23 protein-coding genes are annotated in these 23,659 nt (G+C 27.8%); 16 read left to right on the top strand and 7 right to left on the bottom strand.

The features are described 5' to 3' along the window. Window positions 1-53: 53 nt before the first annotated feature. The 6 genes from ACTG46_RS11800 to ACTG46_RS11775 form a co-directional block, all read right to left on the bottom strand. A complete protein-coding gene (locus ACTG46_RS11800) occupies window positions 54-488 on the bottom strand; it encodes a hypothetical protein (RefSeq protein ID WP_479922860.1) in 435 nt (144 codons plus the stop codon). Between the two features lie 90 nt (window positions 489-578). Further along, window positions 579-1,955, bottom strand: a complete 1,377-nt coding sequence (hydG, locus tag ACTG46_RS11795; protein WP_054276932.1) for a [FeFe] hydrogenase H-cluster radical SAM maturase HydG — start codon at window positions 1,953-1,955, stop codon at window positions 579-581. Further along, window positions 1,956-3,041 carry a [FeFe] hydrogenase H-cluster radical SAM maturase HydE gene (gene hydE / locus ACTG46_RS11790; RefSeq protein ID WP_231300711.1) on the bottom strand — a complete coding sequence of 362 codons (1,086 nt, stop codon included), beginning with the start codon at window positions 3,039-3,041 and terminating at the stop codon, window positions 1,956-1,958. 35 nt (window positions 3,042-3,076) lie between these two features. Next, window positions 3,077-4,285 carry a [FeFe] hydrogenase H-cluster maturation GTPase HydF gene (gene hydF, locus ACTG46_RS11785; RefSeq protein WP_479922859.1) on the bottom strand — a complete coding sequence of 403 codons (1,209 nt, stop codon included), beginning with the start codon at window positions 4,283-4,285 and terminating at the stop codon, window positions 3,077-3,079. Between the two features lie 14 nt (window positions 4,286-4,299). After that, window positions 4,300-4,551 (bottom strand): TM1266 family iron-only hydrogenase system putative regulator, encoded by a 252-nt coding sequence (locus ACTG46_RS11780; RefSeq protein ID WP_003430584.1) that lies wholly within the window; start codon window positions 4,549-4,551, stop codon window positions 4,300-4,302. 378 nt (window positions 4,552-4,929) lie between these two features. Further along, a complete protein-coding gene (locus ACTG46_RS11775) occupies window positions 4,930-5,970 on the bottom strand; it encodes a M42 family metallopeptidase (RefSeq protein WP_054270610.1) in 1,041 nt (346 codons plus the stop codon). A gap of 475 nt (window positions 5,971-6,445) precedes the next feature. Between ACTG46_RS11775 and ACTG46_RS11770 the strand changes: the two genes are divergently transcribed. The 7 genes from ACTG46_RS11770 to ACTG46_RS11740 all read left to right on the top strand — a co-directional run bounded on the left by ACTG46_RS11770 (window position 6,446) and on the right by ACTG46_RS11740 (window position 15,356). Further along, on the top strand, window positions 6,446-7,606 hold the full coding sequence (locus ACTG46_RS11770; protein ID WP_479922858.1) for a DUF819 family protein: 1,161 nt from the start codon (window positions 6,446-6,448) through the stop codon (window positions 7,604-7,606). Window positions 7,607-7,946: 340 nt separating this feature from the next. Further along, window positions 7,947-8,108, top strand: a complete 162-nt coding sequence (locus ACTG46_RS11765; protein WP_003424559.1) for a hypothetical protein — start codon at window positions 7,947-7,949, stop codon at window positions 8,106-8,108. 204 nt (window positions 8,109-8,312) lie between these two features. After that, the gene (locus tag ACTG46_RS11760) at window positions 8,313-8,942 is read left to right on the top strand and encodes an endonuclease/exonuclease/phosphatase family protein (RefSeq protein WP_479922857.1); all 630 of its coding nucleotides are present in this window, start codon (window positions 8,313-8,315) and stop codon (window positions 8,940-8,942) included. Between the two features lie 239 nt (window positions 8,943-9,181). Further along, complete coding sequence (locus ACTG46_RS11755) at window positions 9,182-10,441, top strand: VanW family protein (protein ID WP_054270607.1); 1,260 nt, start codon at window positions 9,182-9,184, stop codon at window positions 10,439-10,441. Between the two features lie 181 nt (window positions 10,442-10,622). Continuing rightward, the gene (locus ACTG46_RS11750; protein ID WP_223152915.1) at window positions 10,623-11,603 is read left to right on the top strand and encodes a protein kinase domain-containing protein; all 981 of its coding nucleotides are present in this window, start codon (window positions 10,623-10,625) and stop codon (window positions 11,601-11,603) included. 249 nt (window positions 11,604-11,852) lie between these two features. Beyond that, complete coding sequence (locus tag ACTG46_RS11745; protein WP_074179641.1) at window positions 11,853-12,920, top strand: RNA ligase RtcB family protein; 1,068 nt, start codon at window positions 11,853-11,855, stop codon at window positions 12,918-12,920. A gap of 519 nt (window positions 12,921-13,439) precedes the next feature. Then, on the top strand, window positions 13,440-15,356 hold the full coding sequence (locus ACTG46_RS11740) for an endonuclease MutS2 (protein ID WP_479922856.1): 1,917 nt from the start codon (window positions 13,440-13,442) through the stop codon (window positions 15,354-15,356). A gap of 54 nt (window positions 15,357-15,410) precedes the next feature. Here the strand turns inward: ACTG46_RS11740 and ytaF are convergent, their stop codons facing one another. After that, a complete protein-coding gene (gene ytaF / locus ACTG46_RS11735) occupies window positions 15,411-16,034 on the bottom strand; it encodes a sporulation membrane protein YtaF (RefSeq protein WP_074179643.1) in 624 nt (207 codons plus the stop codon). Between the two features lie 183 nt (window positions 16,035-16,217). On the opposite strand from ytaF, the gene ACTG46_RS11730 reads away from it, so the two are divergent. The 9 genes from ACTG46_RS11730 (at window position 16,218) to ACTG46_RS11690 (ending at window position 23,653) form a co-directional block, all read left to right on the top strand. Then, window positions 16,218-16,862 (top strand): helix-turn-helix domain-containing protein, encoded by a 645-nt coding sequence (locus ACTG46_RS11730; RefSeq protein ID WP_054270602.1) that lies wholly within the window; start codon window positions 16,218-16,220, stop codon window positions 16,860-16,862. A 192-nt stretch (window positions 16,863-17,054) separates the two neighbouring features. Then, window positions 17,055-18,113, top strand: a complete 1,059-nt coding sequence (locus ACTG46_RS11725; protein ID WP_054270601.1) for a potassium channel family protein — start codon at window positions 17,055-17,057, stop codon at window positions 18,111-18,113. Window positions 18,114-18,216: 103 nt separating this feature from the next. Next, window positions 18,217-19,401: a D-alanyl-D-alanine carboxypeptidase family protein gene (locus ACTG46_RS11720; protein WP_176702528.1), complete on the top strand. Its 1,185-nt coding sequence runs from the start codon at window positions 18,217-18,219 to the stop codon at window positions 19,399-19,401. A 207-nt stretch (window positions 19,402-19,608) separates the two neighbouring features. Further along, window positions 19,609-20,322 (top strand): 30S ribosomal protein S2, encoded by a 714-nt coding sequence (gene rpsB / locus ACTG46_RS11715; RefSeq protein WP_003424537.1) that lies wholly within the window; start codon window positions 19,609-19,611, stop codon window positions 20,320-20,322. 78 nt (window positions 20,323-20,400) lie between these two features. Next, on the top strand, window positions 20,401-21,312 hold the full coding sequence (gene tsf / locus ACTG46_RS11710) for a translation elongation factor Ts (RefSeq protein WP_054276922.1): 912 nt from the start codon (window positions 20,401-20,403) through the stop codon (window positions 21,310-21,312). Window positions 21,313-21,396: 84 nt separating this feature from the next. Next, window positions 21,397-22,101: a UMP kinase gene (gene pyrH / locus ACTG46_RS11705; RefSeq protein ID WP_021384989.1), complete on the top strand. Its 705-nt coding sequence runs from the start codon at window positions 21,397-21,399 to the stop codon at window positions 22,099-22,101. A 25-nt stretch (window positions 22,102-22,126) separates the two neighbouring features. After that, entirely contained in the window at window positions 22,127-22,684 is a 558-nt protein-coding gene (gene frr, locus ACTG46_RS11700; protein ID WP_021384992.1) for a ribosome recycling factor, read from the top strand. A 2-nt stretch (window positions 22,685-22,686) separates the two neighbouring features. After that, window positions 22,687-22,890, top strand: coding sequence for a hypothetical protein (locus ACTG46_RS11695; RefSeq protein WP_231300705.1), 204 nt, complete (start codon window positions 22,687-22,689; stop codon window positions 22,888-22,890). A 28-nt stretch (window positions 22,891-22,918) separates the two neighbouring features. Next, window positions 22,919-23,653: an isoprenyl transferase gene (locus tag ACTG46_RS11690; RefSeq protein ID WP_054270597.1), complete on the top strand. Its 735-nt coding sequence runs from the start codon at window positions 22,919-22,921 to the stop codon at window positions 23,651-23,653. The last annotated feature ends 6 nt before the right edge of the window (window positions 23,654-23,659 follow it).

Here is a 23,659-nt window from a genome sequence, read left to right as displayed (position 1 = left end):
AGAGTTATCTCAGTTTTAGAAAGTAATTTCTGAAATGAGATAACTCTTTTAAATTACCCACAAGTAAGAAGATTAGTTGATTCATTAAGGGTCATGTTTTGGATGTCATTCTTGTGAGCATCAGAAACAGTATTATGAGAGTAGTTACCTTTACTTGTATTATCTGTTAATTTAGTTATAATTAATATTGCTAAAAGAATAAAAATTACTGTGTATAAGGCAATAACATAAGGTTTTCTTTTATATTTGTATTTGTTGTTAAAAAAAGAATGACCATAATTATTTTTATTGACTTTAGATTTATTGGTATTTATATTCTTTTTCTTGTTACTTTTCTTTTTATCATCCTTTTTTCTATTTTTAGGGTAAGGAATGACTTTGTGTGTATTATCAAGTTTGATATTTTTATTTTTTTGAATATTGCTTTCTAGGCTAGCTTTTTTTTCTCCAAATTGAATAGTTTTATTGGTATTGTTGTTATCTTTCAATGTTAATCTCCCTCCCTTAAACTTTCCCTTTAGATAATATTACTACTAACCCATAGAATATACAATAAATAATATATAAGTAAGAAAATTTTATAAGTATAAGTCTCTTTCTCCACGTTCTAAGGCAGTCATATTGTTAGATACTATGTTTCTTATATCTTCTCTTTCTATCTTAGCTATTTCTTCTGTGATAAGTTTTTTGCCCATAGCTTTAAGTTCCTCATCACCATAATCAATTAGAAATTCGTTTAATGTAGTAAGAGCATTTGGTGTACAGACATTGTGGATTTGGCGACTTTTAGCTAAACTCATAAATCTATCTCCAGTTCTACCTTTGCGATAACAAGCTGTACAATAACTAGGGATATATCCATCAGTTATTAGTTCTTTAAGCACTTCTACAGGGCTTCTATGGTCTCCAACTTCAAATTGTTCTGTATTGTCACCATCTTCATATGCTTTATATCCTCCAACACCTGTCAGAGAACCTGCACTGACTTGTGATACACCATATTTTAGCAATTCATTTCTCATATCAGCAGTTTCTCTAGTGGACATTATAATTCCAGTAAAAGGAACGGCTAATCTAGTTATAGCTACTATTTTTTTGAACATATCATCAGAAACTAAGTGAGGAAAATCTTCTAAACTCATTCCTTCAGCTTTTTTTAATCTAGGGAAAGATATAGTGTGGAATCCTACTCCAAATTTTTCCTCTAAGTGTTCATTATGCATCATAAGTCCTAGAACTTCAAATTTTGGGTCAGATAAGCCAAATAAGACTCCAGCACCAACATCATCAACACCAGCTTCCATAGCTCTATCAAAAGCTGTTAAATGGTAATAGTAGTCATTTTTTATAGAATGACCATGCATCTTTATAAATGTTGGTTTATGATAAGTTTCTTGGAATAATATATAAGTTCCTATTCCCTTTTCCTTTAGTAACTTGTATTCATCTACACTTGTAGCAGCTATGTTAACGTTTACCCTTCTTATATTTCCATTTTCGTTATATGTTGAGTAAATTGCATCTAAGCAATCTAAAATATAATTTATATCACAGTTTTTAGGGTCTTCACCAGCTTCTAGAGCAAGTCTTTTATGACCCATTTTTTCTAGTATTTTAACCTCTTCTTTTACTTCATCCATAGTAAGTTTTTTTCTTTTAAATTTGTTGCATGTACTGAAACCACAGTAAACACATTCATTTACACAGTAGTTTGATACATAGAGAGGGGCAAATAAAACCACTCTATTACCATATATTTCGTTTTTTATTTGCCCAGCTATACTAAATAATCTATCTAGTTGTTTTTTATCTTCCACTTCAAGAAGAGTAGCTATATCTTTATAAGTAAGTTTTTCCCTTCTATCAGCCTTATCAAGTACCTTTTCAATATCATCATAAGTTGAATTTTTTGCATCCTCTAATAAAGAATTAATTAGTTCATGTTTTATGAACATTTACAAACGCCTCCATTCAATATTATCACCACGAGAATAGTCGACTTTAAGTCCTAATGACTTGATGTTTTCTTCTAAACTTTGGTGATACTCACAAGCTTCTTGACCAGTAAAGGCTTTGTTATCGTAAAGAGAATATTGTTTTCTAAATTCTTGAGGAGAAAGGTTTGGCATAATTACATTACAGCCAGCTAAAAGACCTGCATTTCTTCCACTAGGGTTTATAGATGCAAGGGCCGTTGTAGCAGGTAATAAAACTTTTGGAAGTAGAAGTCTTGTAATTGAAAGCATAAGTAGTGTCTTTTCTAAATCTCCATGTTTATAATCTTTAAATATTGTATCATGATGTGGAATAAAAGGTCCTATTCCAACCATATGAGGATTTAATTCTTTTAGATACAATAAATCACGAACAAGGTCCTCATTGGTTTGAAATGGTGACTCAACCATAAATCCAGCACCTACTTGATAACCAATTTCCTTAAGGTTTTTTAGGCATTCCTTTCTAGTTTTAAGTTCAATGTTTGGTGGATGTAATTTTTTATAATGACTGTCTGTAGCAGTTTCATGTCTTAAAAGATACCTGTCTGCACCACTTAAAAAGTATTTTTTATATGAGTCATAACTCTTTTCTCCCAGTGATAGTGTTATGGCACAATCCTCATATTTATTTTTTATATTTGAAACAATTTCACATATTTTATCATCATTAAAATATGTATCTTCACCACCCTGCAAAACAAAAGTCCTGTATCCTATTTTATATCCTATATCACAACATTCAAGTATTTCATCAAGTGAAAGTCTGTATCTTATAATATTTTTATTAGAAGATTGTATTCCACAGTAGTAGCAATTATTTTTACAATAGTTTGTAAGTTCTATAAGTCCTCTCAAATAGATTCTGTTTCCATAATGCTTGTTTCTCATGTCGCTAGCTTGCTTATAAAGATAGTTTCTTAAATTTTGTTCAAAGTTATATTCTTCATTGTCGATATTTTCTATTAAATATAGTAGTTCATCAAAGCTTAATGAATTTATGCTGTAAAGTTTATCTATAAAGTATTTAATCTTATTTTTAGTCATATCTAAATATGTAATTATTAAATATGGTTAAATTTTTAATAATTGAAAAGTTCAAGTGATCTTTCTAAAATACCTTTTACATATGCTATTAAAATACCATAGTTTACTATAGGTACATTGAAAGATTTTGCCTTTTCTATTCTAGATAACATTCCAGCTCTATTCATCATACAAGCTCCACAATGAACTACAAGTGCATATTTATTTATATCTTCAGTGAAGGATACTCCAGAACTAAATTCAAAAGTAATATTTTTGCCAGTTTTCTTTCTAATCATGTTAGGAATCTTTACTGTTCCAATATCATCAGTCTGTCTGTGATGGGTACATCCCTCAGCCATCAAGACTTTATCACCATCTTTTAAATTTTCTAAAGCATAAGCGCCATTAATTAATTCTTTAAGGTCTCCCTTTTGTCTAGCAAATAATATAGAAAAAGATGTAAGAGGAATATCTTTTGGAGTATCTTTATCTACTTGTGGAAATACTTGAGAGTCAGTAATAACAAGTTTTGGTTTTTTACCTAGACTAGATAGAGTTTCTTTTAAACTATCTTCCTTTGTAACTATAGAAATTGCTCCAGTATCTAAAATATCCCTTATAACTTGCTGTTGAGGAAGTATAAGTCTTCCCTTTGGGGCGGCTTTATCTATTGGAACTACCAAAACAACTAAATCATTTGGTTCAATTAAATCTGATACCAATTTAAATTCAGTGCTGTCTTTAGGTAAGACTCTTATTATTTCATTCTTTAAATCTTCAATTCCAATTTTATCTGTTGATGAGACAGAAACAACTGGACATTTAACTTTATTTTTAGTTAAGTCTAAAATTTCAGAGTGATTCTTAATTGTATCAATCTTGTTAAGAACTAAAATATGAGGTATATTCTTATCATTAAACTTTTCAATTAGCGTTAAATCTTCTTTTGATATACCAATTTGGCAATCAACTACTAGTAAAGCTATATCTGTTTTTTCCAAAACATCTAATGATTTACTTATTCTAAGTTCACCAAGTTCACCAACATCATCAAGACCGGCAGTATCTATAAGAACACAAGGTCCTATAGGAAGGATTTCCATTGGTCTAAATACTGGGTCTGTAGTAGTTCCAGCAATATCTGATACTATCGCAACACTTTGATTCGTTATAGCATTTATTATGCTAGATTTACCTGCATTTCTTTTACCAAAGAGACCTATATGTACTCTTATTGATTGTGGAGTAGAATTTAGACTCATTTGTACTCACCACCTTAAATTTCTTTTTTTGATATACTAGTTTTTACAGATACATGAGGTATGTTTCCCAATTTACCAGTCAAACTATTAATAGTATCCATTTCGCCAACAACTGCTATACATACAATCGATACTCCTTCTTCTTCACAAGGAATTCCCATTCTGCCTTTAATAATACCTTTAAAACCTGATACAACCTCATTAAATTTAAGCTGACATTCTTTTGGCTCTTCTAAAATAGCACTTATGACCGCAACCTTTTTCATAAATATCCTCCTAACTCAGAAAATATGTCTTAAACAAATCCAAAATCAAAAAACTTTTCTTTTAAAGAAAAGTTTCTACAAAAGAAAAGTTATTAATTACACAAGTATAATGTGCCATATTAAACTATTTCCTTACAGATTAGATAACTCTTTTCTGGTAGGGTTAGCTTGTAAAAATTTAATTTAACAACAATTAACTAAAGAAAATTTTCACATAATTTATATAAATTATATAAAAATTAATTAAAGAAAATTGAAGCTACTTATATAATAGTAGTAAATTGAAATTAAGTCTATAGGAAAACCAATTTTTGTATAAAAATTAAAATTAAAATTGGTTATTTGTTAAGAAATGACTTTAGTAAAATGTGTATTTAACTATTTTTTAAGCATATAGTTTATAAGTAGTTTTAGAGTGTTTTCGATAGCTTCTATATGTGTTCTTTCATAGTGATGACTATTGTTTGTTCCAGGACCAACACATGCTATTTGAACATCTTCTCCCCAACGAATGGCCTCTGAAGCGTCTGAACCATAGAAAGTAAATACATCGACAGCATAATCTAAATTATTGTCTTCTGCAACATCGACAAGTTTGTTTCTTAAATTAAAATCATATAATGATAAATTATCTTTTGCAACTATAGTTACACCATGTTCACTAGATGTTTGACTTGGACCAGTTGGTGCTATATCTATTGCTACAAATTCTTTTGTTTTTTCAGGTAAAGCTTTAGAAACACCATGTCCAATTTCTTCATAATTACTTATATAAAAGTTAGTAGTATGTTTAGGAGTTAAATTATTTTCCTTAAAATATCTACATATTTCAAGAACCATTGCTACAGCAGCTTTATTATCTATATATCTAGATTTTATAAAACCAGATTCTGTAGCTTCAAAGCGATGGTCTAGACACACAAAATCTCCAACACTTATTCCTAAATCTAATACATCTTGTTTTGTAAATACTTTTTCATCAAGTCTGATAATCATTGTTTCTTCATTTCTCTCAGTAGCAGCCTTTGTCTGACCATATATATGTGTAGAAGCATATTTAAATACAATACTTCCTCTGATTTTTTTACCCTTTCTAGTTATAACAGTACAGTTTTCTCCTTCTATAGCTGCCCAACAACCACCACCAACTTTATGGTATTTAAGAGTACCATCAGATGATATTTCTTTTACCATAGCTCCAAGTGTATCCATATGTGCAGATATTGTTATTTGATTTGAATCATCTTCACCAGGAAGAGTAGCTATAAGTGCACCTTTTTTTGTAAGAATAGTATTAAGACCTAATGCTTCAAAGTCTTTTTTACTTTCTAAAACTGCATTTTCAGTATATCCAGCTGGACTTGGGATATCTAAATATTTTTTCATTAAATTTATAGTATTAGTTAAATTTAAATTCATATTGTTTCCTCCTAAAAAATATATATTCATACAAATTATAACATAAATACGAATGTTCTGAAAACTAAAAATAAAAGAAAAAATTCTAAATATACTTAAAAAAAAAGTATATAAAATAAATTTAATTTATATTATATAGATTTAAAGTAAAAATAGTTTTATCACATAATTAATAAAAATAAATACAAAACAAAATGAATGAATAAATAAAATATTTAGTTTAATTATCTTTACAAATAAAAATTTTAGTAATAAAATAATTGTTGGAAAAGATTTTAAATTCAGATTATTCATTTTTTAAAGTAATTAATCTGCAAACCTTTATTAATATATGTAAATAGTTAAGTATATATGTATTTAATTAGCATAATATAGATAAAAATATTTATTTTAATTGTTTATTTTCTGAAGAAAAGGTCTTTATTAGTAATCATAAAAAATAAAATTAATTAAGAAAAGAGAGGATGTGTATATTGTGATTGAGAATGGATTTGTATATTGTAGTTTCTTAGTTGTATTTGTAGGTGTAATTTTTTTTATGGTAGATAAATTGAAATGGAAAATATTTGATGTAATTAATCCAATGCTTTTAATATACTTAGGAGCAGCTATACTAGCATCATTTGGTTTATTTGCACAAAATGATGATGTTGGAATATATCAAAATATAATAACAGTAAATTTTTTACCATTAATGTTAGTTTTCTTGTTAATTCAGTGTGATTTAAGAAAAATATTAAAAATGGGTCCTAAAATGTTATTATCATTTTTCTGTGCTACATTTACATTTATGCTTGGATTTGTTATAGCATTTATAATTTTTAAAGGTTCAATGGGTGCAGACTCATGGAAAATTCTTGGAGCAGCATCTGGTTCATGGATAGGTGGTTCATCAAATATGATTGCTGCAGCAAATGCTTTAGGAGTTGCAGAAGAAGGTCTTAGCTATGCAATACTTATGGGTTCTATAGGATATACAGTATGGATGTCTGTTTGTTTAATGTCTGTAAAATTTGGACCTAAATTTAATAAATGGACAAAATGTGATACAAGTTTTATAGATGAAGTTACATCAAAACTTGAGAAAGAAAATAAAGATAATACAGCACCCACATTTGTAGAACTTATGACTTTACTTTCTGTTGGGTTTGGAGTAGCAGCTTTTGCACAAATTGTATCTAAGATACTTCCAACTTCGGGAATACTTAATGAAACTATGTGGGTAGTACTCGTTGCATCTACAGTATCAATACTATTAGGTATGACTAAAATATCAAAACTTAAGGGAAGTACATTAGTAGGGAATGTGTTTATGTATTTACTTCTTGCAGCTACAGGAAGTAAAGCAAATTTCTTTGGATTGTCAGAATCACCTGTTTACATAATGTTTGGGTTAGTAGTAGTACTTGTACATGCTATTTCATTTATAGGACTTGCAAAATTGTTTAAACTAGATTTATTTACTTGTGAGGTAGGAAGTATAGCTAATATAGGGGGAGTAACCACAGCACCTATGATTGCTGGAGTTCATAACCCAGTATTAATACCAGTAGGAGTGCTTATGGGACTTTTAGGAAATGTCATAGGTACATATTGTGCTCTTATGGTAACTCAAATATTACATATGTTAGCTTAATAAAAAACAATATTAAATTAATACTTTTATATAAGAAAAGTCATCTCAATTTAAGTGTAAGCTTTTATTGAGATGATTTTTTGTTTGACAATATAATTTATATAAAAAAGATATTTTGACATATTTAGTGCATAACATTGTAAAACTTACTAGAATCGAGATATATTTAATTTTTGTATTGAATCGAACGTCTGTATGATGTATAATAAATATATAGAACGAATGTTTGCAGAACGGATGTTTTTTGAATTTATTTTAATAATTTATGAATATATACCATAATACATAAATATATTTAAATATAAAGATTAAAAAGAATTTAAAGGAGTGTTGATAACTTATGATAATTCCATCAAGAAGAATACAAGATATAACATTAACAAATTTAAAAAATGGTGAAGTAACTTTAATTGAATTGGATGAAATATATAAGAAGATGGGATTTTTATTTGTTGTTAGTGAAGGCAAATTGAAAAAGATAAAAAAGGAGAATCATCATTAGAAATGAATGAAATAATAAATATTATAATAGTTTATAAAACCTAACTTATATAGTATATAAATACTTAAGTTAGGTTTTTTTGTGATAAAGTTTATAAGTAATTAAATAAGTAATTGATTTTATAAGCTAAGTAATGTTATTAAGTGAAAAATAAATAAGTTTAAACTTTAATAAGTATTATATTACATAAGAGGTGATATTATTATGAAAATAGTAACCTACAATATTCATAAAGGTATGGATTCAAATAATAGATTAACTCTAACTAAAATGGGAACATATTTAAAACAGTTGGAGTGTGATGTAATTTGTTTGCAAGAAGTATTATATCCTCAATTTTTAGCTTTAAAAACTGTTTTAAATATGGATGGTGTATTTGCTACAAACGTAAAAAAAGTAAGTATGATATATGGTATTTGCACGTTTACAAAATTTAAAATATTAAACAGTAATCATTTTTTCCTAAATAGCAAAAAAGAACAACGAGGAGCACTTTGTATGACTATAGATGAATATGGAAGAATAGTAAATATAATAAATACTCACTTGGGTCTTGATAGACAAGAAAGAGCAAAACAATTAGATGAAATAATAGACTATAGAAACAGATTAGTGGGGATAGTTGTTTTGTGTGGTGACTTTAATGAGGAAAATGTCTTTTTAAGCATGTTTAATGATATTGCCATTTCACTAGCTAAGTCTCATCTATCTACATTTGAAAAATCAAAATCTAGGATAGATTACATTTTTGTTAATAAAAATGTTGAGTTAAAGGGATATGAAGTAGAAAAAATTTACTTGTCAGACCATTATCCAGTGATAGGTTATATTTAAATTTTAATATAATTTAAACTAATTATTATAAAATCCTTGATTTTTTTATTAAGAAATAATAAAAAAATATAATAAAAAAATATCAAAAATAAAACTAATTATAAGACATAAATTTACAATAAAGTTACATTTGATTAAATTCCTTGTTTAAAAAAAGCTATTCAAATATAATCTAAAGTAGTTTTGAAATGGAAACTCTATTAGGCAAAATTAAGTTAGTGTTAAAATGAGGTGAAGTTATGGGCAGAAGTGCAACAAGGGTTTCAAGATTAGGAAAAGAAAGAAAGAGAAATCTTATAATAGTATTAGCAATTTTAGTTGTAGCTATAGGAGGATTTACTTATTTTTTTAATAACAAATTTCTGTATAATGGGAAAATCGCTAAAAATGTGTATATAGAAGGAATAAATGTATCTGATATGACTAAAGAAGAAGCATTAAAAGCTATAACAGGTAAGTATATTCCAGAAGATTTAAATCTTAGTTATGATGGGAAAAAATATACAATATCTCCAAAAGATATTGACTTAAGATATAATACAGAAGAAGTTGTAAAAAATGCATATGAGACTACAAAAAAAGGCTCTTACTTTCAAAACTTAAAAAAATATATTGATATAAGAATAAATAAGCTAGCTCTAAAAATAGAATCCAGTTATGATGAGGCAAAGCTTAGTTCAAAAGTATCATCTATAGCAGATAGTATCAATGTCAAAATGAAAAATGCTTCTATTAGTGTTGGAAGTGGAGGATTGAATTATACAGATTCTGTTGTAGGAAGAGAGTTTGATTTAGCAGCAAACAAAGAATCTATATATAATATGATAAAGAATAAAGAGCATAAGTCTTTAGAACTTAAAGTAAATCTTCAAAAACCAGACATAACAACTGAGCAAGTAAAAACTGTGAATTCTGTTATAGGTCAATATTCAACCACTTATTCTCAGGCTGTAGAAGGTAGGTCATATAATGTAGGTCTATCAGCAAGAAAAACTAGTGATGTATTATTAATGCCAGGTGAAGAGTTTTCATATAATAAGCTTACAGGACCTAGCAATAAGGCTAATGGTTATAAGGATGCACCAGTTATAGTTTATGGGAAATTAGAACAATCAGCAGGTGGAGGTGTTTGCCAGACATCTTCAACAATTTATAACGCTGCTCTTATCTCAGGAATGGAGATAACTCAAGTCACAAATCATTCGTCTGCATCAACGTATGTGCCAAAAGGAAGAGATGCTACTGTAAGTGATGGAGGATTAAACTTAAAGTTTAAAAATTCATATGACCATCCTGTATATATTAAAAACTATGCAGGTGGAGGAAGTGTATCATCAGTAATATATGGTAACTCTAGTGACAAACCTAATATATCAATAGAAGTAAAACAGACTGGTCAAAATAAGTATTCTACATATAGAATATTTAAAGATTCAAATGGAAATGTAATAAAAAAAGAACATATATCAAATAGTTCCTATAAAGAACTAAAAAAATAAATCATTTTTTAAAGTGATATTTATACAAAAAAACAAGGAAGCCTCTGACTTTCTTGTTTTTTTTGTATAAAAGTAACATTATTGACTCTTGTTTTGATATTAGAGTCATTAATATATAGAAAATATTCCTATATATTGGTATAATTGTAAATAGATTTAGTTATATAAAATGTATGAGGAGGTGACATGGTTGAATTTTATAGGCAATAGATATGAGGTAGTAAATTCTGATGACGTTTTAGAAATTAACAAAATCTATAAAGCTAGAGATGTTTTTTACAGAAAAAATGTGCTAATAAAAGTCATAAAGCACAATAATTATATCTGTGGGGATTTTGTTTCAAATTTAATTGATGAAAGTACTGCTTTAGATGAAATAAACTCTCCTTATATACTAAAAATAATAGATGTTGGAATTCATTGTACAGAAGAAACAACACTGTATTATGTTGTAAGTGAAGACTTTAATGGTATCGGATTAGATGAATTAATTCTAGGGAATTATCTTCATTTAGAAGCAATTGTAAATATAATGATACAAGTTTTAAAAGCTTTAGAAATGATACATAGAAATCATTCATATCATGGTAGTTTAAAATCAAGTAGTATAATAGTAGATACAGAATATAATATCAAGGTTTGTGATTTTGGAATTACAAAAGCAAATAATGGGGTTAATACAAGAAGTTATGGAAATAGAAGGTATTTATGCCCACATCAACTATGTATAAATTATACCGATAAAGAAAGTGATTTTTTTGCGACAGGGCTTATTTTATTTGAGTCAATATTTAAAAAATTACCTTTTGGAGAATCGAATTCAGAAGAAAAAATATTACAGTCTATTGATAAAGGATTAGATTGGAATAGTATAAAAGCAATTAATGGGAATACAGAACTTATAAACGTTATAAAGAGGCTTCTTGGTAGAAATAACAAGTATACCAGAGCCAATGATATTATTGTTGATTTAAGTAAAGTAATGTATGAAAAAGCTTATATAGAAGTTGAAGATGAGAAAAAAGAAGAGAAACAAGAAAAAGTCGTACAGATAAAAAAAGAAGAAAAAATTAAAGTGAGAAAAAAATTACATAAAAAACTTGTTGTTGCTGGTCTAGCAATAGTTATGATTTCAATGATTATTATCAGCTCTATAATATAAAAACTATATATTACATATTTAAAAGCAATATCTATGAACAATATACATATAGATAGAAAATCTAGTTTAGTCATAAATTATGAGAGGAAGTGGTTATTATGTTAGAAAAAAATAATGAGGTATCAAACATCTAAGAATATTTTAACAAATAGCCACCTGCTTTTGTAATTTAGAATAAAAAGCTGTGGCTAAAAGTCACAGCTTTTTGCTACTTTTTAAAGGCAGGAACATATTAAAAAGGAGCAAAGTATGAGTGAAATAAAAATAATAGCAAGCAATAAGTGTTGGATTGAAGATATAGCAAAGAAACAGCTTGAAGATATTTCAAACTTAAATGGAGTTTTAAAAATAGTAGGACTACCTGATTTACATGCAGGTAAAATACCTGTTGGTCTAGCTGTTGAAACTAGTGACTTTATTTATCCACATATAATTGGAAATGATATAGGATGTGGAATGACCTTATTTAAAATTGGGATTTCAAAAAAGAAATTTAAAAAAGAAAGATGGATTAAATCTCTTGATAAGATTAAAGACTTATCAGATATAGAAATAGCAGATATATATGAAGAAGAATGTCCAATTTTAAATTTGGGAACTATTGGAAGTGGAAATCATTTTGTAGAGTTTCAATGTGTAAATGAAGTTTATAATAAAGAAGAATTTGAACAATTAAGATTATCAACTGATGATATAATGATGTTGGTCCACTGTGGCTCAAGAAATTATGGAGAAACTATTTTGAATAAATTTTATAATAAAAATGGTATTGAGGTTGAAAGTGATAAAGCAAGAGCGTATATGGAAAGTCATGATAAGGCTTTAATTTGGGCAGAACGTAATCGTGAAGCTGTCAGTAAAAAAATTATGCAATCAATAGGTACATCTGGAAATATTGAAAAGATATTATCTATAAATCATAATTTTATAGAGAAAAGACAAGATAAATTTATACATAGGAAAGGCGCTGTTTCAAGTGAAAGTGGAGCTGTAATTATACCAGGTTCGAGAGGGAGTTTATCATATATAGTTATGCCTACTGAAAATACAGAGATATCTTTATATTCTCTGTCACATGGAGCTGGTAGAAAATGGTCTCGTTCAATTTGTAAATCTCGTCTTAAAAACAAGTATAATAAAGACAACATAAAACAAACTAAATTTAAAAGCCATATTATATGTAATGATATAAATTTATTATTTCAAGAGGCTCCAGAAGCTTATAAAAATATAGAACAAATTATTGAAAGTTTGATAGAGTATAAGCTTATTCAAGTAGTGGCAACTATGAAGCCACTGATTACTTATAAAGGTTAATTTTCAAAGTTAAGAAAAACTAAAATTATATTAGGTTATAAATAGCTGATTTTGTTAGAACATGTAAAATTGTTTTACTATTATCAGCTATTTTTTTTGTTCTCATAAAAGAATATAAAATGCAAATGAAGAGATTATGTTAATAAAATAAATAGAAAGTTTAAAAAGTGTGTTGAAAAATAAGGATATAATGAGTATAAGTATTTATGGATTCTTGATGAAGTACAATTTTTATTATGCAAAAATATCAATGAAATTATTTTTATTGACATGAAGATGGAATCTATGAAATAATATTAGGAGCACCAAGATAAATGATTAAGTAAAAATAGAAAAGGAGCAGTTTTTTATGAAGAAAAATACTAATAGTAATGAGTCCGGGGTTAAGCTTCTTAATAAATAAGGAGTTTGATACAGAATAACTCCTTATTTATTAAGTCGTTCACAAAATAACTATTATCAGAGTAAATGGTATGGGGATTTAAAAGCCTATGACTTATAAATAAAGGAGAAAAAATAATGAATAGTAATACATTTGAAAGATTACAACTAAACGAAGTTAAAGAGTTAATAAAAGCATATTGTGTAAGCTCACTTGGAAAAAATCTGATAGATAAATTAACTCCTAGTGGTAATATTGGAGTAGTAAGAAGAAAGTTAGCAGAAAATAAAGAAGCTAGAAAGATAATTGAAAATAGCAATCATATACCACTTGAAGGATTGTTTAATGCAGGTTCTACAATAGACAAAATTGAAAAAGGAATGATAATAGAACCAATTGAACTTGTAAATATTGAAGATTTTTTAAGAGGATGTAGGAAGATTAAAGCTTTTATGCTAGAAAAAGAATTTTATTCACCTACATTAAGTTCCTATGCTTTAAATATAACAGAATGTAAAAATATAGAAGATGAAATAAATTACTGTATAAAATCGAATAAAGTCGATTCTAATGCTAGTAAAGAATTAAAAAAAGTAAGAAGAAATATAGAAATTACAGAAGGAAAGATAAAAGATAGACTAAATAAATTTATAACATCAACTATAAATAAAAAATATATACAAGAGTTTATAATAAGTAAAAGAAATGATAGATATGTAATACCAATTAAAACTTCCTACAAAAATGAAGTTGATGGTACTATATTAGACACCTCATCAAAGGGAAATACTGTATTTATTGAACCTATAAGTGTTTCAAATCTAAGTACAGAGTTGACTATGTTAAAAGCTGATGAGACCATTGAAGAATATAAAATCTTATCTTATTTAACAGAACTTATATTTGATAAGATAAATCAGATAAAATTGAATATAGAAATACTTTCTGAATATGATATGGTATTTGCAAAAGCTAAGTATAGTCAAAAAATAAAAGGTATTACTCCGAAAATAAATAATAATGGCTATATAAAAATAATTAAAGGTAAACATCCTCTTCTAACAGGAGATGTTGTACCTTTAGATTTTGAAATAGGAAAAGACTATAGAAGTCTTGTGATAACAGGACCTAATGCAGGAGGGAAAACTGTAACTCTTAAGACCGTTGGATTATTAACTTTAATGGTTCAATGTGGATTTGATATTTCTGCAAAAGAAGGCAGTGAATTTAGTGTATTTGAAAAAGTTTTTGTGGATATAGGAGATAATCAAAGTATTGAAAATGCATTAAGTACTTTTTCATCACACATAAAAAATATCGCAGAGATTATGAGTTCATCAAATAATTCTACTCTTGTTCTATTTGATGAGATAGGAAGTGGAACTGAACCTAATGAAGGTTCAGGATTAGCAATATCATTATTAGAAGAGTTTTACAGAATGGGATGTATAACAATAGCATCAACTCATTATGGAGAGATAAAGAAATTTGCTAATTTACATCCAGAGTTCGAAAATGCTGGTATGATGTTTGATAAAGAAACTTTAGAACCAATGTATAAGTTGACTATAGGAAAATCTGAGGATAGTAATGCTCTTTTTATTTCAAAAAAAATGGGAATAAAAAATAGAGTACTAGAGAGAGCTAAAGAATATATAATTGATAGAAACTATAATTTAGACTTAATTAAAAGAAGTAAATTACAATCGAATGTTGAAGAAAATAAAAACTCTGAAATTATTTCAAACTATACAGATTATAATGTAGGAGATAAGGTAAAATTATTAGATGAAAATGATTTTGGGGTTGTATATAAACCAACAGATAAGTTTAATAATGTAGAAGTATTATTTAAAGATGATTTTATTTCAGTAAACATAAAAAGATTGGAACTTAGTATAAAAGCGTCAGAATTATATCCAGAAGGATATGATTTGGATACCTTGTTTACTAGTTTTGAAGATAGAAAATTAGAAAAAGACATTCAGAGAGGTTCAAAGAAAGCTCTTAAAAAGATTCAGAAAGAAATTAGAGAAAATAGAAAACAAATATAAAAACACAAAAGAAGCTATCTAAAGATAAAATTTTATTTTTAGATAGCTTCTTTATTAACATATCTTCATAAATCCAATGACCAACAGTATTAAACCACTTAACCAAGATAAGTTTAGATTTATTTTTTTAACAAATACATTTCCTAGTAAGCAACCAAGTAGAACTGCAATTATATTTGAGAGTAAAGAAAATAGAATAACTTGTATATAATTTACTCCTACAAGACCACTACCAAATCCAATTGCTAATCCATCTAGACTTAGAGCAATAGCAAGTGTAAATGCTTCAGCAGACTTAAGTATTTTAGATTTACTTGTATCTAAAGTATCAGGTTCAATGCTTACATTAAAATTTAGTTTAAGGTCTAACATATTAAGATTATAATCTTTTGAATGTATGGATTTTTTCTTAAAATAAGATTTAAAAAAGCTTTCAATTAGTCGAGCACTTCCTAATAAAAATAAGATAAAGAAACATATTAACATTGTTATATTTTGAGGTAAAAAATCTCTAACGATTGTACCTGCAAAAAGTGATATTGCTAAAATAGCTGAACAGACTACACTAATAATTATATTTGAATATAAAGGAACTTTAACTTTATTTACGCCATATCCAAAGCTTGTTACAAAGGCATCTATACAAAGAGAAGTCACTAATAAAATTGATTCAATCACAGCAGATTAACATCCTTTCTCTTAAATTTTGTACTTATATTAGTTATAGTATTGTAAAAATGGATAAATTGTTACAGATAAACCAATAAATTGTTGATAAAATTTCAACATCATACAACACCTAAGTAACAGAACAATCATATTAATAATATAAAACCAATCATAATAAAGCAGGTGAAAAGGATGGAACAAAATAGTGCGGTTGGGAATTTCGGTGACTTATTTAAGATTTTGCTAGAAGAAAAAGATATATCAATGGGAGAATTGAGCAAAAAAAGTGGAATTGACAAAGCTACTATATCTCGTATAGCTAATAATAAGCAAAAACCCAATATAAATCACTTGGAAAAGATAGCAATACATTTAAATATTAATTTAGAAGAGTTATTAAAAGCTTCAGGACATGAATTTAAAAGCAATAATAATCAAATATTTAATACAGAGAGTGATTTTAGTAATTTTGATGATATTCTTGGATTTGCAAATTTAATCAATGATAAGAATTTTAATGGAAACATTGAAAAAGAATTGAGTAAGTGCAAATTATATGTACAGACAGATGAAGGGAAAAAACTACTTTTTGATAATTTTAGTAAAAAAGTAGATTCTATTGAAAAGCAAGGTCAATTTACAGATAGACTAAGAAAAATGTATGCTGACTTTTGTACAGGAGGACTTACAATAAAGAAATATTTATTGATTGGAAGTATGTTACTTTATTTTGTAATATCAACAGATGTTATTCCAGATTTTGTATTTCCAATAGGATTTATGGATGACTTAGTAGCACTAAATATAGTTACAAAATTACTCAAGGATGATAAGTAATTTTAAAGTTGTATTTATTACTTAAAGAAATAAAAGTATAGATAAAATTTATTCTCTTATTTGTAAGTAAGATATTAAAAATTTTAAAATGAACAAGTTAATATATATTTTATAAGTATTTAAGTATATAAAATAAAATAATATCCAAACTAATACAAAATAGTAATAATTGTTTTGTACTGGAGGATATTTATGAACTGTAAATGGATATCTAAAATAGATGGACAAAAAAAATGCCCTAGAGAAGCGGATTCTTCTGGATATTGTATCTTTCATAAAGAACATAAGTCTGATAAAGATATACAACTAATGATGGATACTATTTATAAAGAAGAAATTAGTGAATTTGATGGGTTTATATTTGAAAATGAATTTAATGCAGAAGAAATATTAACTTATGATTACAAAAGATTGAATTTTTCTGAAGTAATATTTAAAGAGAAAGTAAATTTTAAAAAATACATTTTTAAAAAGAATATTATTTTTAACTATACAGAATTTAGAAAAAGTGTGTTTTTTAATGGTGGTGTATTTCTAGAAAACTGTGATTTTAATAAAACAAGATTCAGTAAAGCCTATATAAATGACCGTATATTTGAAAAAGTAAAATTTAAAGGACCTGACTTAGTAGTTAATAGAGCAGAAAATTTTCCACGAATGGATGGAATTATTTTTAGTATGTGTACAAAGTTTGTACTAAAAAATGTAGAGTATGATAAAAGTGAGTATAAGCATGGAAAGATAAATTATAGAATAGCTAGAAATCAAGCAACAAAAATTGGAGAATACGAAATGATAGGGTTTTATTATTATAAGGAAAGAATTTATAGTAGTAAAATAATGAAACGCTCTGATTATCCTACTTTCAGTGACTATTTAGTTGAGAAATTTTTTGACCAAGTAGCACGTTATACTACAGGTTATGGAGAAAAGCCATGGAATATATTGTTAGTAATTATAGTGATAATAAGTGTTTTTGCCTTATTATACTTGTTTGTAGGCATACAAAGTTCAAATAGTACACTTGTAGCTTTAAATATAAATAATATAGGTGATTATTCATTAAGTGAGATTTTTAGAATGTATATAGACTTATGGTATTTTAGTATGGCTACATTTAGTACAGTAGGCTATGGAGATATGGTTGCTACAAGTTTAATTGGAAAGGCTTTAGCAGGAATAGAAGTATTTTTTGGAGTTACAATAGGAGCAATTTGGGCATCTGTGATTATTAAAAGGATGATAAGATAATATCTGTGTAAATATGGATAGGTATTAATTACTAGATATAAATTGGACTAAATAGGGAAAATTTAAATATAAATATACTTAATAATCCAAGAAGGTGAAAAAATTGAAAAATGCAATAAGAAAAATTATAGCATTAGCCATGATACTAGTTTTTATAATACCAACTTATTCATTTGCAGATGAAAAATCTGTAGACAAATACTCAAAAACATCTATACTTATAGACCAAGAGACAGGTAGAGTTTTATATAGTAAAGAACCTGATATGAAGGTACCATTAGCTAGTTTAAGTAAGATGATGACTTTTTTACTTGCAATAGAAGCTATTGAAAATAAAGAAGTAAAAGAAACTGATGTAGTAAAAATAGACAAGTCTATTGCATCTGTAAAAGGTTCAAGTTATAAACTTAAAAATGGTGAAGAAGTACCACTTATAGAGCTTATGAGAGGTCTTATGATTGTATCAGGAAATGATGCGGCAATTGCTATAGCAAAACATATTTGTAAAACTAAGGAAGCGTTTGTGGATAGAATGAATAAAAAAGCAAAAGAAATAGGAATGACAAATACACATTTTCTAAATCCAAATGGTCTTCCAATATACGATTTAAATAATCCAAAACAACCAGCAAAAGAAAATAAATCTACTGCAAGGGATATAGCTATTCTTGGTAAATACATGTTTGACCATTATGAAAAACAAGTAACAGCTATAACTGATATGGAGACATATACAAATTCAGATAGAAGTTTTGAAAAAAGCAATACAAATGCATTATTAAGAATTATACCAGAAGTAGATGGTATAAAAACTGGATATACTGGTAATGCCGGATATTGCTTATCATTTTCTATGATTGTAAACAAAAATGAAAAAAATGAGAAAAAACGTAGAGTAATAGGTGTAGTATTGGGTACTAATCATAAAAATAAAAGAACATCTGCTTCTTTAGCACTACTTAAATATGGAAAAGAAAATTTTAATATGAAAAAATTAATTGATAAAGATAGTTTTATTGGTAAGAAATATATTAAAGGCATGAAAGAATTAGAAGTTACTTTAAAAGCTAAGGATGAACTTTACACAGTATTAAAAGATGATGAAAGTATAAAATCAGAAGTAAAGATTAAAGATATAGAATATCCTGTTAAAAAAGGTGATACTATGGGTACTATAAAATACTATACTAATTCAGGTGACTTACTTGGAAGTGTAGATATAGTAAGTAGTAATAATGTAGACAATATATCATTAAAAACAAAATTAAAAATGAAATTTGCAAATTAAATTCAAAAAAATGGTATAAAATACACAAAAAAATATAAAAATAGAAAATATGGAAAAAATATTGTTATTTTTTCACCTCTATGATATAATACTAGAGGTGAAAAAATAAAATAAATCACACACAGCATTGGGATCCTTAAAAGGTGCCTATTACATGGTTTTTTAGGGAGAAGATCAAGCTGGAGGTATAAAACCAGGAGGTAAAATATGTCAGTAATATCAATGAAACAATTATTAGAAGCAGGTGTTCACTTTGGTCATCAAACAAGAAGATGGAACCCTAAAATGGCTAAGTATATATTCACAGAAAGAAATGGAATATATATAATAGACTTACAAAAAACAGTTAAAAAAGTTGAAGAAGCTTACAAGTTCACTAAAGAAGTAGCTGAAACAGGAAAGCCAATCTTATTCGTAGGAACTAAAAAACAAGCTCAAGATGCGATAAAAGATGAAGCTGAAAGATGTGGAATGTACTTTGTTAATGAGAGATGGTTAGGTGGAATGTTAACAAACCACAAAACTATAAAAACTAGAATAAATAAATTAAGAGAATTAGAAAAAATGGAAGAAGAAGGTGTATTTAATGTTCTTCCTAAAAAAGAAGTTATAAAATTAAGAGCTGAAAAAGAAAAACTAGAAAAATACTTAGGTGGAATAAAAGACATGCCTGAGTTACCAGGTGCAATGTTCGTAGTTGACCCAAGAAAAGAAAACATAGCTATACAAGAGGCTCATAGATTAGGTATACCAGTAGTTGGTATAGTTGATACTAACTGTGACCCAGAGCAATTAGACTTTGCTATACCAGGAAATGATGATGCTATAAGAGCCGTAAAATTAATAACTGGTGCTATGGCAACAGCTGTAATCGAAGGTAGACAAGGTGCTGAAGAAGAAGTAGCTGAAGACCAAGAATAATAATTTGACAATTAAATGGTAAGGGTCGCCCTTACCATTTATAATATGGAATAGAATAAGTAGGAGGAAACTTAAAAAATGGCTAATATAACTGCTCAAATGGTAAAAGAGTTAAGAGAAAGTACAGGCGCAGGAATGATGGACTGCAAGAAAGCTTTACAAGAAGCTGAAGGAAATATGGAAAAAGCAGTAGATTTATTAAGAGAAAAAGGATTATCAAAAGCTGCTAAAAAAGCTGGTAGAGTTGCTGCTGAAGGTCTAGTTGCGATAGAAATGAATGATGATAATACAGTTGCTTCTATGGTAGAAGTTAACTCAGAAACAGATTTCGTTGCTAAAAATGAAGACTTCAAAGTATTCGTTAAAGATGCTGCTTGTATGGCATTAGCTACTGATAAAGAAGATGTAGCTTCTTTATTAGGTGAGACTCATAGAGAAGGAATAACTTTACAAGAAGTTTTAAATAATAGAGTTGCAAAAATCGGTGAAAAATTAGACTTTAGAAGATTTGCTAAAGTTGTAACTAATGGACAAGTTGCTGGATACATTCATGGTGGTGGAAAAATAGGTGTTCTTGTTGAAATGGAAACAGAAGCTAGAGATGCTAAAGTTTTAGAATTAGGTAAAGATGTAGCTATGCAAGTTGCTGCTATGAATCCTAAGTACGTTTCAAGAGATGAAGTAGATGCTGAATACATAGCACATGAAACAGAAGTATTAACTCAACAAGCTTTAAATGAAGGAAAGCCAGCTAATATAGTTGAAAAAATGGTTAAAGGAAGATTAGAAAAAGAATTAAAAGAGGTTTGTTTATTAGAGCAAACTTTCGTTAAAAATCCAGATATAACTGTTAAACAATTAGTTGCTGATGTTGCTAAAGCAGTAGGTTCTGATATAAAAGTTGTTAAAGTTGTGAGATTCGAAGTTGGTGAAGGTATACAAAAGAGAGAAGAAAACTTTGCAGAAGAAGTTGCGAAGCAACTTAAGTAATAACCAAAGAGAGAACACGCAGGTGTTCTCTTTTTTAAAAAATAGAAAAAAATGGATATGAAGGATTGAAATAGGAGGTTTCTGATGGATAAACCAATGTACAAAAGGGTATTGTTAAAATTAAGTGGAGAAGCATTAGCTGGAGAAAGAGGTTTTGGTATAAACAATGATGTAGTTAATGATATTGCTATTGCTATTAAAAAAATACAAGAAATAGGTGTTGAAGTAGCTGTAGTAGTAGGTGGAGGAAACTTCTGGAGAGGTAGAACTAGCGAAGGAATGGACAGAACTACTGCTGATTATATAGGAATGTTAGCTACAGTTATGAATGCGATGGCATTACAAGATGCACTAGAAAATATAGAGGTTGCTACAAGAGTTCAAACTGCTATAGATATGAGACAAATTGCAGAGCCATATATAAGAAGAAGAGCAGTTAGACATTTAGAAAAGGAAAGAGTTGTTATATTTGGTGCAGGAACAGGAAACCCTTACTTTACAACAGATACAACTGCTGCTTTACGTGCTGCTGAAATGGAAGCAGAAGTTATCCTGTTAGCTAAAAATGTTGATGCAGTATATGACAAGGATCCAAAAGTACATGCAGATGCTAAGAAATTTACAGAATTAAGTTATATGGAAGTTATACAAAAAGAATTAAAAGTAATGGACTCTACAGCTACATCTTTATGTATGGATAATAAGATTCCAATAAAGGTATTTGAGCTTACAACAGAGAATATAATAAGAGCAGTAAAAGGTGAAAATATAGGAACTACTGTAAAATAATGAAGAATGAAGGAGGAGTAAAATTATGAAACTAGAAATACATAAGCAGTTAGAAGAGAAAATGAATGGGACAATTGATGCTCTGAAATTTGAATTTGGGACTATAAGAGCAGGAAGAGCTAATGCACAAATGTTAGACAAGATAAGAGTTGATTATTATGGAACTCCAACTCCGATAAATCAAATTGGTGCTATATCTGTACCAGAACCAAGAGTATTGATGATATCTCCTTGGGATAAATCTGCTATGCATGAAATAGAAAAAGCTATATCTAATTCAGATTTAGGATTAAATCCATCAAATGATGGCGAAGTTATAAGACTTTCTGTACCTGCTTTAACAGAAGAAAGAAGAAAAGAACTAGCTAAAAAAGCTAGTAAAGCTGCAGAAGAATTTAAAGTTAGAATAAGAAATGAAAGAAGAGACGCCAATGAAAAGATTAAAAAGATGGAAAAAGGCGGAGAATTAACTGAAGACGAGTCAAAGAAAGCACAAGATGAAGTTCAAAAAATGACTGATAAATTTATAAAAGAAATAGATGCATTATTATCTAAAAAAGAAAAGGATATAATGGAGGTATAATATTGAAAAAATATTATAACCTTTTAGGTCTTCATGTAGATGAGGTAAAAAAATATTTTGATGAACAAAATGTAACTTATACTATAAAATCGATTGAAGGCAAAAAGGATAAAGATAAACTTGTAGTTCCTAGAGTTATAAAAATATCTGAGATAGGTGATAATGTAGAACTAATAATCACATACTTTTCTGACTCCTTAGTTTAAGGAGTCAGAACAATATTGGAGGCAAAATATGAATAACAACATTATGTATGACATAGACTTAAATAACATACCTACTCATATTGCTATTATAATGGATGGGAATGGAAGATGGGCAAAATCTAGATTTCTTCCAAGAACTGCAGGACATAAGGCTGGAGTAGAAACTATAAGAGATATAGTAAAAGAATGCTCAAATTTAGGAGTTAAGCACTTGACATTATATGCATTTTCAACAGAAAATTGGAAGAGACCAAAAATTGAAGTTGATACACTTATGAACTTATTATCTACATACTTAAGAAATGAAATAGCTGAGCTTCATCAAAATAATGTAAAAGTAACAGCTATAGGAGATATAAGTGCTTTACCAAAGACTTGTATAAGAGAATTAAACTCAGCTAAGGAAATGACAAAAGACAATACAGGAGTTAACTTAAATTTAGCATTAAACTATGGAAGTAGGGCAGATATAAAAAATGCTCTTATAGATATAGTAAAAAATTGTGAAAGTGGTAAAATAGATATAAACAATATTGATGAAGATATTATAAAAAACTATTTAAGCACAAAGTCTATACCAGATCCAGACTTGGTAATAAGAACAAGCGGTGAACAAAGATTGAGTAACTTTTTACTTTGGGAAGTTGCTTATTCTGAGTTTTACTTCACTGATATACATTGGCCTGATTTTAATAAAGAAGAATTACAAAAGGCTATTTATGTATATCAAAAAAGAGATAGAAGATTTGGAGGACTTAAGTAAGGAGAT

It is taken from the genome of Clostridioides sp. LIBA-7678 (assembly GCF_056716065.1).
Note: the sequence above shows the minus strand (reverse complement) of the source record. Positions and strands in the feature narration are given on the sequence as shown.

Bases quoted from the DNA above. Each gene is read 5' to 3' on its own strand.
- ACTG46_RS11760 (WP_479922857.1), top strand. From the start codon at position 8,313: ATGAAAATAGTAACCTACAATATTCATAAAGGTATGGATTCAAATAAT.
- hydG (WP_054276932.1), bottom strand. From the start codon at position 1,955: ATGTTCATAAAACATGAACTAATTAATTCTTTATTAGAGGATGCAAAA.
- ACTG46_RS11765 (WP_003424559.1), top strand. From the start codon at position 7,947: ATGATAATTCCATCAAGAAGAATACAAGATATAACATTAACAAATTTA.
- pyrH (WP_021384989.1), top strand. From the start codon at position 21,397: ATGGATAAACCAATGTACAAAAGGGTATTGTTAAAATTAAGTGGAGAA.
- rpsB (WP_003424537.1), top strand. From the start codon at position 19,609: ATGTCAGTAATATCAATGAAACAATTATTAGAAGCAGGTGTTCACTTT.
- ACTG46_RS11745 (WP_074179641.1), top strand. From the start codon at position 11,853: ATGAGTGAAATAAAAATAATAGCAAGCAATAAGTGTTGGATTGAAGAT.
- frr (WP_021384992.1), top strand. From the start codon at position 22,127: ATGAAACTAGAAATACATAAGCAGTTAGAAGAGAAAATGAATGGGACA.
- ACTG46_RS11730 (WP_054270602.1), top strand. From the start codon at position 16,218: ATGGAACAAAATAGTGCGGTTGGGAATTTCGGTGACTTATTTAAGATT.
- ACTG46_RS11725 (WP_054270601.1), top strand. From the start codon at position 17,055: ATGAACTGTAAATGGATATCTAAAATAGATGGACAAAAAAAATGCCCT.
- ACTG46_RS11780 (WP_003430584.1), bottom strand. From the start codon at position 4,551: ATGAAAAAGGTTGCGGTCATAAGTGCTATTTTAGAAGAGCCAAAAGAA.
- hydE (WP_231300711.1), bottom strand. From the start codon at position 3,041: ATGACTAAAAATAAGATTAAATACTTTATAGATAAACTTTACAGCATA.
- tsf (WP_054276922.1), top strand. From the start codon at position 20,401: ATGGCTAATATAACTGCTCAAATGGTAAAAGAGTTAAGAGAAAGTACA.
- ACTG46_RS11755 (WP_054270607.1), top strand. From the start codon at position 9,182: ATGGGCAGAAGTGCAACAAGGGTTTCAAGATTAGGAAAAGAAAGAAAG.
- hydF (WP_479922859.1), bottom strand. From the start codon at position 4,285: ATGAGTCTAAATTCTACTCCACAATCAATAAGAGTACATATAGGTCTC.
- ACTG46_RS11740 (WP_479922856.1), top strand. From the start codon at position 13,440: ATGAATAGTAATACATTTGAAAGATTACAACTAAACGAAGTTAAAGAG.
- ACTG46_RS11690 (WP_054270597.1), top strand. From the start codon at position 22,919: ATGAATAACAACATTATGTATGACATAGACTTAAATAACATACCTACT.
- ACTG46_RS11775 (WP_054270610.1), bottom strand. From the start codon at position 5,970: ATGAATTTAAATTTAACTAATACTATAAATTTAATGAAAAAATATTTA.